Source organism: Streptomyces sp. 8K308, assembly GCF_004348315.1.
Classification (GTDB): Bacteria; Actinomycetota; Actinomycetes; order Streptomycetales; family Streptomycetaceae; genus Streptomyces.
In genome coordinates, this window is record NZ_SMKC01000042.1 from 19642 (window position 1) to 34913 (window position 15272).

Here is a 15272-nt window from a genome sequence, read left to right on the forward strand (position 1 = left end):
GGCTCCCCCTAACTGGGACGTCAGGACACGAAGTAGATGCCGGCGTCCGCTCCCGCCGGGGTGTACTCGTCGAGTCGGGCGCGCAGGTTGTCCTCGCGCTGCGGCTGGAACAGGTCGTGGTAGGCGCCGAGTTCTGAGCCGTCCTCGGCGCCCCTGGTGATCTCGGGGGCGCAGGAGCGGGCGAGCCTGGCGTAGTCGCGGGTGCCGTAGCGGAGGCTGTCGAACACCGGCCGCACCCTCCTGGCCTCGGCCTCCTGGACGGCGGGCACCTCGGCCGCGTCGAGTTCGCCACGCTCGGCGGCTTCCACCACCCGCTCGATGACCACGTCGGGCTCGCACTGGTGGCGCCGCGGGGTGCGGGACCCCGGCGGCACGTAGCTGAAGCGCAGGCAGCCGATGCCGCGCCGCGCGACGTTGAGCCGGCCGGTGAACAGGGTCTCCTCGGCGAGTTCCACGGCGTGGGTGTGCACCTCGCCGACGACGGTGGCGCGGCGGGCGTGCAGGATCGCGTGGGCGTGCCGGCAGTCGGGCGCGGACAGCGCCTCGCGGTCGCTTTCGGTGGCGTCGAGCACGCTGTCGGTGAGGTGGATGTGCAGCGGGTCCGTGCGCACCTCGTCACCGACGACCTGGATGGTGCCGAGGATGGAGCGCTCGACGTCGACGCAGGCGGTGGTGCGGTCGAGGACCAGGCTCGGCTCGTGCGGCGCGTGCGGCTCGCAGTGCTCGGTCAGCGTCCAGCCGGGCACCAGCGTGCAGTGCCGGATGGTCAACGCGCCTACGGGCCCCGTGACATGGACGCCGCGTCCGGTGATCAGCAGCCCGTCGAGGGTGAGCCTGGCCGGCCGTGAACCGGCGTGCCGGGCGCGGATGTTGAGCGCGTCCGGCCGGTTGCTGTACCAGTCGAGCAGCCGGATCACGGGCCTGGTGCCCTCGGCGGCGCGGATCTCCAGGCGGTCGCCGGGCTCGAGTTCGAAGTCGAGCTGCTCCTGGTAGGCGCCGCCGTCGGTGATCTCGATGACCGCCTCGCCGCCGGCGCGGCCGGCCGCCTTGTCCTCGCGCCACCGCTGGTAGGCGCCCATGACGCGGTCGTCGGCCCGCCCAGGACCGACCCGGTAGACACGGGCGCCGCGCGGGGTGGCGCGGTCGCGCGGGTACTCGCCGCCCCCGAGGTCGTCGGGGAACGCGTGGTGGTAGGTGACCCAGACGCCGCGCCGTGGCGCGTGCCGGGCGCCGAACGCGATCCGCCCGAGGACCGGGTCAACGGCGATCTGGCCGCGCGCCGGCCGGTAGGTCCAGTCGCTGAGGTCGGCGACGGTGATGTCCTCGGCGGGCACCGGCTGGAAGTCGTCGTCCCGCCAGATGGCCAGGCTCTTGCCGGGGCCGTAGAAGTCGGCGAGCCGGTCGGCGAGCAGCCGACGCCGCAGGAAGGCCGGCACGTTGTCGACGGTGGCCAGGTGCGTGGTGGACGGCTCGGGCACCGGCTTGGCGACCAGCGGCGCGTCGTTGCCGAGGATGGAGAACGTGTACAGGTTTCGGGCCCGGTCCACGCAGTAGGCGGGACCGCGCGAGATGGAGTGCGGCCGCAGCCGCCACACGAACAGGCCGACGCCGACGGGGGTGTGGCCGCCCTGCCGGCGCGGCGAGGCGGCGCGCCGCACGTCGGCGGTGTGCGCGAGCTCGTCGAAGGGTCCGCCGAGCAGGTCGAGGGCGGCCCCGTCGCGCAGGTCGACGATGCGGCCCCTGGTCAGCCGCCGCAGCCCGGCCGTGGGGCGACCGTCCCCGTACAGCCTGACCGGCTGGTGGGCGGCGAGCAGCCGGGAGAACTCCACGGCGCGTGCCGGCCAGCCGGCGGTCTTCGCCGCCAGTTCCTCGAGCAGCGGCAGGGTGCCCTTGCGGCGGCGGTGTGCCACGGTGTCGGCCACGTCGCGGCGCGGCGCGAGCCGGGCGGCGAGCCGCCGGTCGGTGGTGAGGGCCTGCTCGTGCCCGGGCAGCAGGCGGTAGCCGATGAGGTCGCCGAGGTAGGGGACGACCCAGTCGGCGGCGGTCTCCACGAACCAGTCGTCGTACGCGCCCTCGACGCCGGTGCGCACCAGGTCGACCTGCTCGGCGATGACGGCGAGCAGCGCGCGCAGCGGCTCGCCCTGCTGGGCGTCGCGGATCCGGTGCCACTGCGGCAGCAGCCGGTGGAGCCCGTCGGGATCGCGGCTCATGCGGTGGCCTCCTTGAGGATCAGCGTGTCCGGCAACGCGGGATCGAGAACGGCCAGTTGGGCGGGGCGGATGCCGTGGAAGACGACTGGGCGGCTGCCCGCGGGCAGCCGCCGGACGCTGGTGATGTCGGGGTTGAGGCGCAGCAGTTCGGCGACGGTGATGCCGTTGGCGGCGGCGACCTCGGTCAGCGTCTCGCCGCCCCCGGCCCGCACCGTGTGCCGCTCGACGCGGTACCGGGCCGATTCCGCCGGCACGACGGGCCGTGGCTCGGTCAGCCACCCCGCGAGCCCCTCCAGGTCGGCGGGGGTGAGGGAGCCGGGGATGCCGGTGAAGGTGTCGACGTCGATGTGGTCGACGCCCGGCACCGACTGGGCGGCTGCCAGCACCTCGGACAGGTGGGCGGGCTGGCCGAGCTCGCGGGCCTGGAAGCCGAGGCGGTCGTACAGCGCGGCCCGCAGCCGGGGTTCGACCAGCTCCCAGGAGTGGTCGGGGTGCACCCGCACGCTGCCGGCGATCACCAGCAGCACCTGCTCGCGGACCGCGACCTGGACCGGCAGCGCGGGGTCGCCGTGTTCGGCGAGCGCCGCGCGCAGGCCACGCAGCAGGGCGGAGTCGGGAGCCAGCGGAATGTCGTCGACGCCGGCGACGGTGACGTGCACGACCTCGCGTCGCCCGTCGTGAATCCGGGCGGCCGCCGCGCGGCCGATGCCGGCCCTGCCGCGGGTGAAGTCCGCGTAGTCGGGCAGCGAGAGCAGCCGGTCGAGGGCGGAGACGGCCAGCGGGACGGCGCGGGTGGCGGGCGCGGGCCCGGGCGCGCCGCGCCCGGGCGGCGCCGCCGGCCGGTCGGGGTCGGCGCCGCCGGTGGCCGGCACGGGGTTGGTGACGCCGGAGACGCCGAGCGGCCGGGTGGTGAGCTGGGTGATCCTGCCGGCCGGCACGTTGGCGGCGCGGCCGACGCCGACCCGGTACTCGGCGCGCACGTTCTCGGTGCCGGTGGGCAGCCGGGCGCCGTGCGCGCCGTCGCCGAAGGTCACGGTGGTACGGCCGTCCTCGGTGCGCCCGGTGACGTAGACCCGCTCGGCGGGCCCTCGACCGACCAGGCTGTCCACCTCGTGCCACAGCACCCCGTCAACCCGGATCCGCAGGGTGGACTCGGCGCCGAGCGGCGAGTCGGACGGCAGCCAGGTCAGCGGAGCCTGCCAGAGGGTGAAGGACTGGCCGGCCCGCGCGGCGTCGCCGCTGCCGATGGGCTCGTCGCGGGTGGCGCCGTGGGTCGCGGGCACCACGTTGCCGTGCACGGTGACCGTGTCGCGCCGGTAGCGGTGGGCGAGGGAGGCGGTGAGCCGCAGCGTGGTGTGCACGGTGTCGCCCGGCCGTTGGGGGTCGACGCGCTGCTCTGCCGCGGCGATCACGGCCAGTTCGGTGCCGGGCACGCCCACAGTGCCCGGGATGTCGGCGCGTTCGCCGGTGACGGCGATCCACCGGCCGGGCGCGAGCCCGTCATAGAGGCCGTCGAGCTCGATCTCGTCCCCACCGACGTCCTCCGTGACCGGCTCGTTGGCGAGCGCGACCGGCTCGCCCCTGGCGTGCACCGTGGCGTCGCGGATATGCGCGAGCAGCCTGTCCTCGTCGTCCAACCAGGGGTCCTGGAGGGTCAGTTCGGTCACCTTGCCGGTGATGCCGAAGTCGGCGCGGGACAGCACCCTGACCCCGGTGACGCGGGTGATGACCTGGGCGAGCGTCGGGTCGCCGGGGATCTGTCCCGCCACGCCCTTGCGGGGCCGGCTGACGACCACCCAACTGCCGGGCGCGATGCCGTCGTAGACTGCGTCGAGCGCGATGACGTTGCGCGAGGTGAGCGCGAGCTCCGAGGAGAACGTGACCTCGACGGCCTCCGCCTCGGCCTCGGGGGCGCGGCGCACGGTGATGGTCAACTCGCCCTGGATGGTCGACTCCTCGTCGCCGGGCGCCAGCCGGTACTCGACGGGGTCGGCGTCGCCGATCGCCACGTGGATCAGGCCGCCGTCGCCCGGCCGGGCGACGAAGACGGTGCGTTCCGGCAGGTCGGGCCTGAGCTCGAGCTGGACACCGAGCTCCTGCTCGGTCGGCTGCTCCGGGCCCTCGTCGTCCTCGGCCGGCTCGTGGGTGGTGATCCGGACCGAGCCGGGTCCGAAGTCGTGGGTGCCGTCGTCGGACGGCAGCGAGAACGCGGTACGCACCGAGCCGCCGGCCTCGGTGTACGACAGCTCGACGCGGCGGGGCGCGGTGCCGTCGCCGTCGTAGCCGACGCGGAGGCTGGTGAGCTTGCTGCCGGTGAGCGGCCAGTCCTCGTAGCGGATGACCCGGCCCTGCGCGTCGTAGACCGGCTTGAGCGGGGCGGTGGCGCCGAACGGGGTGGCGGTCTGCCGCATCGCCTGGAGCTCGTGCAGGGCGAGCGGGGCGGTGAGGTCCACGGTGCGCCAGGCGGCGTACAGGCCGTCGCGCAGCCGGGGGTCGAGCGCGGCGAGCAGTTGGGCGCCCAGGTCGGAGCCCGGCGCGTACACCCGGCCCGGGTCCCGGGGCGGCCGCGGCGCGCCGACCGGCGGCCGGTTGGGCGTGACCCGCAGCGCGGCGAGGAGGGGCCCGAGGCCCCGAACAGCCGCGATCCCGGGGGACGGCGCGGGCGGCTCCGCGGGCGGCTCCGCCGGTTCGGCGGGGGCCGCGCCGGCGCCCGGCGGCTGCGCCGCCGACGTGCCGGCGCCGAACGGCGCCTCCGCGCCGGGGGCGGTTGGCCCGGCGGGAGCCGGGCCGCCGGCCGCGCCGATGGCCGGCGCCGGTGCGCCATCCGGCGCCGCCGCCGACACGCCGGGCGCGGTTGGTCCGCCAGCGGCCGACCCGCCCCCGGACGGTGCCCCGCCGGCACGGGGCGCCGCAGGCGCCCGGCCGCTGGCCGACGGCATCCCGCCGGCGCCGGCCCATGGCCGGAGGCCAGGCGGCTCCGCAGCCGTGGCGACCCGCACCAGCCCCAGGTCAGCGGCCAGGCTCCGCGCAGCGGATTCCGCAGCCGTCCTCGCCGGCTCCAGTTCCAGCGCCTGGTCGCGCAGCGTGGCGAGCTGGCCTGCCAGGGCCGCGAACCAGGCCGCCGCGTGCTCGTGCTCCTCGGCCAACTCCCGTGCCTCGGCTAGCCGTTCCAACACCTCGGTGAGCCGCGCCGCGAGCTCGCTCGGGGAGTCGAAGGTGTCGAGCTCGGCGCGCAGGTCCGCCAGCACGGCCTCGTCGAAGTCGGCCACCAACTGGCTGCCGTCCGGCCAGGGGTTGGGGGTGTCCTGGTCCCCCGGGGTGATCCAGCTCTGGAGCTCCTCCAGGATGCGCGCCAACGACGGCAGCGCCGGCCTCGGCAGCCCGACCGCGGTGCTGTCGGCCTCGCGGTCGATCCGCACCTCGGGGACCGTCAGCAGGACGCGCGCCACCGGGTCGGCGGTCTGCTCCGCGCTGAAGACGAACAGCAGGTGGTCCCCCGGCTTGATGTTGTTGGTGGTGCCCGCGACGTGGATCTCCGGGCGGGCGGCGAGTTGGCCGGCCGTCAGCTGGTAGGGCCTGCGGCGCCTGACGCCGAGCCGATTCCAGGCGGCCCTGGCCGGCAGGTCCTCGGCGGTCTCGAAGGTCTGCGGCTCCTCGCCTGGTCCCGGCACGCTCTGCGCCCGGGCGCCGCGCGGGATGGTCACGGCCGCCTCCTCGCCGCTGCGCGGGTCGCGGTCGAGCGCGTAGGCGAGGAAGGTGTCGGCGGCGACGCCGGGCCGCGGCCGGTGACCGACCAGCCGGCCGAGCAGCGTCGACGACTCGGGGTCGCGGGCCGTGCGCAGGTAGCCCTCGTTGGCGATCCGCTCGGTGTGGAAGGTGAGCAGGTCGCCGAGGACGGCCCAGGCGTCGAGCAGCGCGATCGCCGGGTCGTCGACGGTGCGGACGGTGAGGCCGCGCAGCGCCGGATAGGCGGGGCTCGACAGCCGGTCGAGCATGGCGGCCAGCAGGTCGGGGTGTTCGCCCACCCGGTAGGCGATGGCGTCGAGTCCCGGCGGGTTGTAAGGGGCGGCGGGCCGGCCGCCGTCACAGCCGCAGCCGCAGTTGGTGCCGCTCATCGGCCGCCTCCGATCACAAGCGAGAGCCGGCCGTTCTCCGGCCGGTCGGGGTCGTTGTCGCAGCGGGCGATCTCCAGCGGGCCGACCGCCAGCAGCCCGGCCGCCAACTCGCCCTGGTCCTGCCCGAAGAGGCGTCGCAGCCGGGTGGCGTGGACGCTGGCCACGCCGGGTACGGCGGCGGCCGTCGCGATCAGCCGGCTGAGCCGCACGGGCTCGCCGAACGTAAGGGCGTCGGCGTGGAAGAAGCCGCCGGCGCGGGCGCCGAGCGCGCGGCGCAGCGCGGCCAGCACGTGTCCGCGCTGGTAGCCGGGGGCGGCGCAGACCTGGAGCTCGATGTCGAGGGGGACCAGCGTCGCCGACCGCACCACCAGGTCGTGGCCGATCCTGCGGTACGCCTCGAGCCGCCGCGCGACGGCGTCGAGCAGTCGCGGCGTGGGTTCCGCGGTGCCCAGCGCGTCCACGACGACGTGCGCCTCGCGGGAGCCGCCGGTCCAGCGGAGTTCGGCGGCGGCCCGCTGCACGCCCGGGGTCTCGGCGGCGAGCCGCGCGTAGTCGGCGGCGGTGACGGCGCGCAGCGGGCGCCGTTTCAGGGCCAGTGGGGCGAGTTGCCGCGCCTCGTCGATCGGTTCCGGCTCGGTGCCGCCGGTGGCGGCCAGCGGGTTGCGGACCCGGACGACGGCGCGGACGTCGGGCTTGCGGGACCTGGCGCCACGTTCGTCGGGGCACCAGACGAGGTGGCCGATGGCCTCGGCGCCGACGTTGCCGGCCGTTCCGCCGCCCAGCCGGTAACTCGCTTCCAGGGCACCGGGCTTGGGGGCGGCGCCGTGCCGCCCGTCGCCGAACCTGAGGGTGAGCCGGCCGTCCTCGCCGAGTTCGCCGACGAAGTGCCGGTCGCGGGGGCCGCTGGCCAGCAGGTCGTGGCGCGGCGTCCAGCCGCCCTCGGCCGTGGTGGCGCGCACGGCCGGCAGGGCGTCCCTCGGGTCCTGGACGACGGCCGCCGCGGCCGGCCCGGCGAGCCGCGGGTCGTCGGGGTCGAGCCCGTCGACGTAGCGGTCGCCCCAGCTCTGCGCCGCCTCCCACACCACGTACCGGTCGAGGACGCCGCCGGCCCCCGCGCGGGCGACGAGCACGTCGAGCCGCCGGAGTTTGGCGGCCAGCAGCCGCTCCCGGCGCGCCAGCAACTCCCGCAGCGCGTGGGCCGGATGGCGGTCGAACCGAAGCGCCTCCAGGGTTTCGGCGCCGAAGATCGTGGTCAGTTCGGCGCGCTCGGCGCGCCCCGGCGGGTGTCCGTCCTCGGCAGCGCGCCACAGCTCCTCGAGTCGGTCGCGCAGGCGTTCCGGGATGGCGGCGAGCAGCGCGGCCTGCCCGGCGGCGACTCGCGCCGGCTCGGGGTGGGGCGCGGCCTGGGTGACGGGCGAACGCCCGAGCACCGGCCGGAAGCGCCTGGGGATGACCGGGTAGGTGACCTGGGCGAGCAGCGTCTCCAGGGCCGCGGCCTGCCCGTCGGCCGTCGGCGGCTCGACGCGTTCGCTCACGGTGCTGCCGGGGGCAAGGTGGATGTCGAGGCCGGCGCGGATGACGGTGTCCTCGCCGAGCAGCGCGAACAACTCCCGTACCTGGCCCGGGGTGAGGTGCCGGCCGGCGCGGGCGCGGTCGAGGAGCGCGCGAATGGCCTCGGCGCTCGGGCTGCCCTCGGGGCGCGGGTCGGCGCAGCCGCACCCGGGCGGGGAGCAGGGCGGCAGGGTGACCGGCTCGGGCGGCACGGTGAACGTCTCCGGCACGCCGCCGCAGTGGGTCAGGGACCGGCCGTGGTCGACCAGCACCACGTTGCCGCGCGCCACGCTGACGTCGTCGAGCGGGGCGCAGTCGATGCCGGCGCGCCCGGAGATGACGAGGTCGAAGGCGAGCGCGTCCTCCCTGGCCCACTCGATGTCCAGCACCGGCTGGTCGTGCACCTCGTCCACCAGCGGGGTGACGGAGGTGAGGCGGACGGCCTGGCGGTGGGCCGGGTCGGCGTCCGCGGGGGTGCCGGTGCGCGGCCCGATGACCTCCTCCAGGATCAGCACGTCCCCGGGCCGCAGCCGCAACGCCCGCCGCTGGCCGCGCCGGTCCGTCTTCCGTTCGCCGTGGTCGTGGCGGGGCGCGCCGTCGCGGAGGGTCGCGGAGGTCGCCCCCTTCGGCAGGGTGCACTCGGTGTCGCCCCAGGTCCAGAAGGGGATGGCGTTGTGCTCGGGGCGCAGCGTCACCTCGCCCGCGGTGAGCGGTTCGAAGACCTCGACGCCGGCCCGGCCGGTGAGCGCGGCCAGCTCCTCCTCGACGAGCACCGGGCCGAGGTCCGGCCGCTCGGTCGGCCCGAGGCGGCTGACATCGACCGCCGCGAACCGGAACCGGCCACGGGGCAACGCGAGTTGGCGGCTCGTCTCCAACGCGACGAAGGCACGGGCGTTGCAGCCGTCGTGCATCCGGTAGTCGATCAGCCGGGTGTGGCGGCGCACGGAGGTCCGCAGCCGTGCGGTGTCCAGGTACGCCTCGGTGGCCACCGCGTCCTGCTGGTAGGAGATCTGGTCGGCGGTGTACGCGAGGAGCCCGGCCAGCGTGACGCCGAGGTCGGGAAGGTGACGCTCGACCCAGCCGGGGGTGGTGAGGCTCATCCGGTCGAGCACGAGGCGGCGCAGGCTCTCGTAGTCGCGGGCGGTGTAGTCGATCAGCGGCCGCGGCCTGGTGTCGGGCTCCTCCGGCTGCTCCGGCAGGCAGTCGAAGGGGGTGGGCCGGCCCTGGCAGAAGGAGAACTCGGCCTGGTGGTAGCGGGGATCGAAGCCACGGTAGGGCGTGGTGCCCGGGCGGCCGTAGGGGTCAGGCTCGACGACGGCCAGCCGGTAGGCGGAGGTGTCGCCCGGCCGGTCGATGGTCACCCGCATCAGGTCGTCGAGCTCGGGGTCCTCCTCGCGGTGGATCTCGACGGCGGTGGCCCGGATCCCGGTGACGCGCCGCCCGCCGTCGACGCGGATGTTCTCGGGGCCGAGCCGCCGTGGCGCCTTCCCCAGGAAGGTGACGGTGAGCGTGCGCCCGTCGTCGCTCACCTCGACGCCGTCCACTCCATTGAGGCGAGCCTCCCTGACCTGGCCGCGCCGCTTCTCCGTGTCACACTCGGCGCTCACGCGAACCCGCCCCTCTCGTACTCGAACACCTCGCCGACCCGGCGCGTCCCGGTGCGCCGGACGGTGTAGGACAGCAGCACCCGGATCACGTTCTCCTCACTGATCACCTCAAGCGCCTCGATCTCGATGACGTCGCCGAGCCAGCGCTGCAGCGCTGCCTGGACGGAGAGTTGGACGGCGGAGGCGAGCTCGGGGCTGTTGGGCGCGAAGACCAGGTCGAGCAGCCCGCAGCCGAACTCCGGTTCCATCACGAGCTCGCCGGGGCTGGTGAACAGCAACTGCTCGATCATCTGACGGACATGGTCGTCGTACTCGGCGTGCGCGGTGCGCCCCCGGCTGTCCGGCCGGAACGGGAACGCGATGTCCACACGGGGTCGCTGCCGCTGGTTGGCCGGCGTCGTCACGCCCCCACCCCCCTCTGCTGCACGACGGTGACGTTCGGCGGCCCCTGCGGCACCTGTTCGGCGCTGTGGCACTGACCGGTCGAGGACTGGAGCAGCGCGGGCGAGCCGTTGATCCTGATCCGGCCCGAGGGGCCGGTCCACCGGATGGTGGTGCACGGCTGCGGCTTTCCACCGACGGTGAGCGTGCAGCCGACGACGGTGTACAGGTCCGCCTCGGTGGCGGCGGGCGCGCCGGCGACCAGGACGCGCGACTGGGCGGGCAGCGCCGTCGCCTGGCCGCCGTGCGGACACACCACCGTGGACGCGGTGGTCAGCAGGTTTCCCGACATCGTTCTTCCTCCCCCTGGTCTCTCATGTCACGGTGAGCGCGTCCTGGTTGATGGTCACGGTCGACCCGACGAGCGAGATGGTGGCGCCCTGGCCGTTGCTGATGTGCACGCCCGAGTCGTCGATCACGATGGAGGCCCCCGAGGGGTGGCGCAGCGTGATCCCCTTGCCGCCCGGCTCGTCGGAGAGGATCAGCACCCGCTGCCCTGGCGTCTGGAGCACCACGTTCTGCGGCCCGTTGGGGGCGTTGCTGAGCGCGTCGCCCGGCACCTCGTCGGCCGCGCCGTACCAACACCCCGACCAGATCGGGTAGCTGGGATCGCCCTGCTCGAACTCCACCCACACGCCGGAGTTGACGGGCGGCAGGTGGTACTGCCCGGTGCCGGGCCCAGCGAGCGGGAAACAGGGCATGGCCCAGGTGGACGGCTCGTCCCCGAGGACGTCGGGGACCTGGACCCGGATCCGGCCGATGCCCTGCGGGTCGCGGTTGTCCTTGACCGTGCCCCGGTACTTGCCGAGGTAGGTGCGTGGTGCGGTTGTCGCCATGCGGGTGCGCTCCGTCTTTTGCTGCTGGCTGCTAGGGGTTAACGGTGTTCTCCAGCGCGATCAGCCCCTCGCGCGCGAGGGTGAAGTTCTGTGTGTACGAGCCACGTTGCAGGTCGTGCGTGACGCTCTTGACGTAGTAGCGGCCGTCGTAGGTGATGCCAGCGCCCCGGACCCCGACGAGCTCGCGGGGCCGCAGCACGTAGCCGTACCTGGTCACGTCCAGCTGTCCTGACCCGGAGACGGCGTCCGCCACCTCCATCGCCTTGCCGAGCACCTCGGCCAGCGACTCGGGCCCCTCCTTCTTGGCCGTGCCGCCCAACACCTTCTTCTTCAGCGCGGGAGCAGGTCGTCGGGAAAGCGGCGGCCGGAACACGCTGACCTCCGGCACGTCCAGCACCTGGGAGACACGGGTGGCCTGGAACTGCACCCGCGCCTGCGGCTCCTCACGCGCGGTGCCATCGAAGGAGAAGGTGAGCTGGTCGACGTTGGACAGCGCGTCCATGTTGACGTTGAGCGCGTGCTGCGGGGTCCCGAGTCGGACCTCAGGACCCCAGTAGGCCCTGCTCATCCCCGGTGTGGGTCCGGGGTCCAGATAGAACACGAACCCGTTCGCCTTGCCGAGGTCCGTGATGTAGGCGAGGTCGGTGCCCGTCTGGAAGTCGATGCGCTGGGTGGGCACCGGCATCTGGGTGATCAGCTCCGGCATCACCTGCGGGGTTATTCCGTACCGGGCGTACTCGGGCCGCGAGAGGATGTGCGAGACGCGGGCCGCCGGCCCCATGGACGGGAACGGCACGCCCTGCCTCTCCTCCAGGTCCATCAGCACGGTCAGGTCCTCGCCGGTGACGGTGAGGGTCGACTGCCCGGGCTGGTTGCTGATCCCGACCTCCTGCCGGATCAGGATCCCGTCCATGAGCACGGTGGGCGTGCCCTGGATGGTGGTGGAGAGAACGACCCTTGTCTTGGGGTCGAAGAACCCGTCCGGCAGCAGGCGGGTGTTGATGACGCCGCGCTTCGACAGGTCGAAGGACAGCTGGAACCCGCTGCGTTCGCCTGCTGACATGGTGACCTGCGCGGACAGCAACGCGTCCGTCACCTCGCGCGGCACGGGGCGCGCGATCTGTGCGCCCATGCGGAGCGTGAGGTGAATGGGCCCCCGCCGGACCGGTTCGTCAACCATGCGGACCCCCTCCGGGGAGCGGGATGTTGATCCGCTCCCCGGGCGTGTCCGTCGACTCCCGCTGGTCGACGGTGGCGTTGGCGTCGGCGATACGCCACCACTGGGCGGCGGTGCCGAAGTAGTGGTGCGCGAGGAGATCGAGCCGCTCGCCGACGCTGACGGTGTGCGGGACGTTCTCGATCGTCTCGTCGGTGGGTTGTCTGGGGATCAACCGTCGCTTGAGGTACGGCACCTCCCGCCCGTCGTCCGTGGTGTGCACGGCGGTCTCCACGCCGTGGTACCGGCTGGAGCGTGGGTAGTTGGTGATAGCCGGCAGGGCCGTGTCGAGCAAGCGGTCGTCGGTCACAGGACTCCCCCTCCGTTGAGACCCAGCGCGGCGAGCCGGCCGTTAGCCACGGAGGCCGCGAGGCGTTCCTTCTGCGCGAGGTGTGCGAGGTACAGCTCGTAGCCACGGTGCCCGGTGGGCAGATCGCTGACGGTCAGCACGCGCAGTCCGATGCTGAGGCTCGCCCGGATCGGGTTGAGGTCCACGTCGAAGGCGTCCTCGGTGATCGCGACCTCGGTGAGGCGGACGGGCAGCACGCGCTTGTTCCCCCAGGTGAAGAGGGTCAGCGGCGCCTCGATCGGCGTGATCTCGAGCGTCCCAGCGGCGGCGAGCACCTCCAGGTTTCGGAGCTGGACGGAGGTCGGGTTCACCAGCATCTCCAGCGTGGCCAGATGCGGATGAATCCCCTCCGGCGCCGGCACGTCCAACTGGTCGGTGGCATCGATCTCCGCCGTGAACTTCCACGTCTCGACGGCCGGCCCCTTGAGCCGCAAAGCCTCGGTCCGGTCCCCGGCGCCTTCCGCCCCAGCGGTCTGCGGGGCGAGCGTCCGCTCGAGGCTGTCGGGGTTGAACTGGAGGACGATGATCCGTTGCGGCGTGCCGCGCTGGGGATCGATGATGACGATCCCGGACCGGATGGGTTTGGGTATGTCGGCGTAGCGGGTCACGAGTCCGCCTTCCCAGGGTCGATGAGATTGTCGACGATCACCGAAGCCTCCCGGGAGATGGTGGGGCTCGGATCGCCCTCGGCCATCTCGCGCAACCGCTGGCGGTAGGCGGGCCATTGGGAATATGCCATGGCCCACAGTGCTCCACGACGAACGTCGGCGTCCGGGTGCGTCGATGCCCCGATCACCCGGCTACTCACCGACTCTTCCGGCTCGAGTGGTGCTCCGACACCCAGCCGCAGAACAGCTTTCGCTCTTCCTGCCGGATAGACGTTGACGTCTGTCTCCAGGACCAACTCGTCAACGCTCCACACGGCAAGTCCCCGCTGGATTCCGGTCAACACCTGCTCGATGCGGCTCCAGTCATCTCCCGACACCACGAAATATCGCTCATCGACCCTATCGTCCTCGGTGAAGTGAGCAGCGGTCGCCTCGTCGACGCGCCACGTGACAGACAAGTGAACATGAGCCTTCGGATCCCGGGGAACATGTCCCGCCAGCTCCCAGTGCAACGAGTCGGCCAGAGCTTCCACATCCTCCGGCGTCACGGAGTCCTTGACGACCAGTCGATGACTGATGAATTCTCCAAGATGCATCAGGCCCTCGATTCCAACCTTACTCCGCAGCTCCGGGCGTCATGCCATAGAGACTGTACACACGCCGCTCGATATGATCGAACAACGCCTGCTTCCGCTTTTCCTTGTCCTGGACCGCTCCGAAGTCCTCGCCCACCATCGTATTAGCCCAGACTTCGAGATAACTCATTTCATCGTCGGCCATCTTGACGCCACCCGGCGTGATCTCCCCTCTTCCCGCAACCTCGCCCCACACATAATTCGAATAGGGCCCCTCCCAGGCGTTCACTCGCTCCCGCGCATCCCGCTTTTCCTCCTCGGTGAAATCATCACCCCGTCGCGGGTTCGCCCGCCGCATTACACGCTGGTATTCCTCGACAGTAACGCGATCTGGTTCTTGCGCAATTCGAGTCCAGAAATCCTTGCGCAATATGCGCCTTCTCCCTCGACCGGACATCTTTTCCAAATCTGCGGCCGTCAACCCGACCTTGCCCCCCTCGTAGTTCATCGCTCGCGCCAGGTCCTGGGGCTTCATACCCTGCCGGATCAACTCATAGAACTTGTAGAACAGGTTGAGCCTGCGGGCACCGCTCTGCGCACCGCCTGGCGCCATCGGGAGCCTTTTCAACGCCTCGCTGAGGGTGCTGATCGTCTCGCCCTTGCGCTTCCCGTTCGCCTGCCGCTGTCCCCCCTGCGCCCCCATCTCGTAGGCCATGGCGCGATAGACCAGATCGCTGACCGATCGATTCTGTTCAACCGCTCCCAGGACACGCAGGTAGTCTCGTCTCCCATTCTCCTGAGTTGCGTCCGAGGCGCCTCTGATGTCCTGCAGCATCACCTCGGCGAGCTCTCTCTGCTCTGACGCCGGAACGTCATTGAACATGTTGCTATACCTGTCACCCGGGAAGGGACTGACGGTATCGGGACCGTGCGTCACGATCTGGTTCATTGGGCTGCTCCCCTGCCTCACGTTGACGACATCACCAGAGGGGCCCAATATACGCGTCGACTCGTTGAGGTTCATGTTGATGTTTCGCAGAGAAAGCGCCACACCTGTGGACTGAGGAGTCTGTCCCAGTTGTAGCGTGTCGCCACTCAACCTGGATTCGAAGCTCGCCCGCTGGGCACGTTGGGAATTCTCCACCCGGTCCGCGATCACCCGTATGTGGCGCAGCAGGTCGTCCCGGTCCTTGCGGGTGAACGTAACGCCGGCGATGACCCACTGGCGAGGGTTGAGATATGCGTCGATATCGAACTGCTGGCCATCGTTCAGGACCAGTCGGCTGAGGCGATACCAGAGACGAAGCGCCTGGAGAATCCCACGATGTACGGGACGTGCGAGCCCTCGGCCGAGCACTCTCCGCAGACGAGGGCGCAGCCGCGCCACGATCTGGGCCAGCCGGCGCCCCTTCGCCTCGGGCGAGTCCTCCTGGCGCCGTCGCTCCTCACGTTGTTGCTGACGCCGTTGCTCTCGTGTGCGCTGGTGATCGCGCAGTCTGTCGCGGCGCCGGGCATAGGCGTCGCGCATGCGACGTGCATCGTTGTCGCGAGCACGGCTACGTTCATCGCCGCGGGGGCGCTCGCGCTCCGGACGGCGCCTACGTTCGCGGGCATCGCGAGTACGGGGCCGGCGAGGGTCGTCGTCGCGATCGCGGCGGCGTTCGCGTTCTCGTTGCCGGCGGACCCGGTCGAGCGCTTCCCGTACAGTCGCGCGGTCGCGTTGGCGGGCCCGGCCCTCGGGGGACCTGCGCGGGCGGCGTGGGG

At 72.5% G+C, this 15272-nt stretch carries 12 protein-coding genes; 1 reads left to right on the plus strand and 11 read right to left on the minus strand.

Translation table 11 applies throughout. The features are described from left to right. Nucleotides 1–20 precede the first annotated feature (20 nt). The 11 genes from E1265_RS09290 to E1265_RS37925 are packed head-to-tail and all read right to left on the minus strand — an operon-like array spanning nucleotide 21 to nucleotide 14457. Entirely contained in the window at nucleotides 21–2210 is a 2190-nt protein-coding gene (locus tag E1265_RS09290) for a hypothetical protein (protein ID WP_132929770.1), read from the minus strand. Then, the gene (locus E1265_RS09295; RefSeq protein ID WP_243740637.1) at nucleotides 2207–6325 is read right to left on the minus strand and encodes a putative baseplate assembly protein; all 4119 of its coding nucleotides are present in this window, start codon (nucleotides 6323–6325) and stop codon (nucleotides 2207–2209) included. The genes E1265_RS09290 and E1265_RS09295 overlap by 4 nt, the downstream gene beginning before the upstream one ends. Next, entirely contained in the window at nucleotides 6322–9483 is a 3162-nt protein-coding gene (locus E1265_RS09300; RefSeq protein WP_132929771.1) for a putative baseplate assembly protein, read from the minus strand. Before E1265_RS09300 ends, E1265_RS09295 begins: the two co-directional genes overlap by 4 nt. Next, the gene (locus tag E1265_RS09305) at nucleotides 9480–9887 is read right to left on the minus strand and encodes a GPW/gp25 family protein (protein ID WP_132929772.1); all 408 of its coding nucleotides are present in this window, start codon (nucleotides 9885–9887) and stop codon (nucleotides 9480–9482) included. The genes E1265_RS09300 and E1265_RS09305 overlap by 4 nt, the downstream gene beginning before the upstream one ends. Next, entirely contained in the window at nucleotides 9884–10216 is a 333-nt protein-coding gene (locus tag E1265_RS09310; protein ID WP_132929773.1) for a hypothetical protein, read from the minus strand. The genes E1265_RS09305 and E1265_RS09310 overlap by 4 nt, the downstream gene beginning before the upstream one ends. 22 nt (nucleotides 10217–10238) lie before the next feature. Next, the gene (locus E1265_RS09315) at nucleotides 10239–10760 is read right to left on the minus strand and encodes a phage baseplate assembly protein V (protein ID WP_132929774.1); all 522 of its coding nucleotides are present in this window, start codon (nucleotides 10758–10760) and stop codon (nucleotides 10239–10241) included. A gap of 31 nt (nucleotides 10761–10791) precedes the next feature. Then, complete coding sequence (locus E1265_RS09320) at nucleotides 10792–11940, minus strand: hypothetical protein (RefSeq protein WP_132929775.1); 1149 nt, start codon at nucleotides 11938–11940, stop codon at nucleotides 10792–10794. Further along, nucleotides 11933–12286, minus strand: coding sequence for a hypothetical protein (locus E1265_RS09325; RefSeq protein ID WP_207931015.1), 354 nt, complete (start codon nucleotides 12284–12286; stop codon nucleotides 11933–11935). The genes E1265_RS09320 and E1265_RS09325 overlap by 8 nt, the downstream gene beginning before the upstream one ends. Next, nucleotides 12283–12933 carry a hypothetical protein gene (locus E1265_RS09330; protein WP_132929776.1) on the minus strand — a complete coding sequence of 217 codons (651 nt, stop codon included), beginning with the start codon at nucleotides 12931–12933 and terminating at the stop codon, nucleotides 12283–12285. The genes E1265_RS09325 and E1265_RS09330 overlap by 4 nt, the downstream gene beginning before the upstream one ends. Next, nucleotides 12930–13529 carry a HEAT repeat domain-containing protein gene (locus tag E1265_RS09335; protein WP_132929777.1) on the minus strand — a complete coding sequence of 200 codons (600 nt, stop codon included), beginning with the start codon at nucleotides 13527–13529 and terminating at the stop codon, nucleotides 12930–12932. Before E1265_RS09335 ends, E1265_RS09330 begins: the two co-directional genes overlap by 4 nt. A gap of 19 nt (nucleotides 13530–13548) precedes the next feature. Then, nucleotides 13549–14457, minus strand: a complete 909-nt coding sequence (locus E1265_RS37925) for a hypothetical protein (protein ID WP_207931016.1) — start codon at nucleotides 14455–14457, stop codon at nucleotides 13549–13551. A gap of 216 nt (nucleotides 14458–14673) precedes the next feature. Here E1265_RS37925 and E1265_RS37930 point away from each other — a divergent pair. After that, nucleotides 14674–15272, plus strand: a 599-nt coding sequence (locus E1265_RS37930; protein ID WP_207931017.1) for a hypothetical protein, incomplete at its 3' end; no start/stop codon positions are given.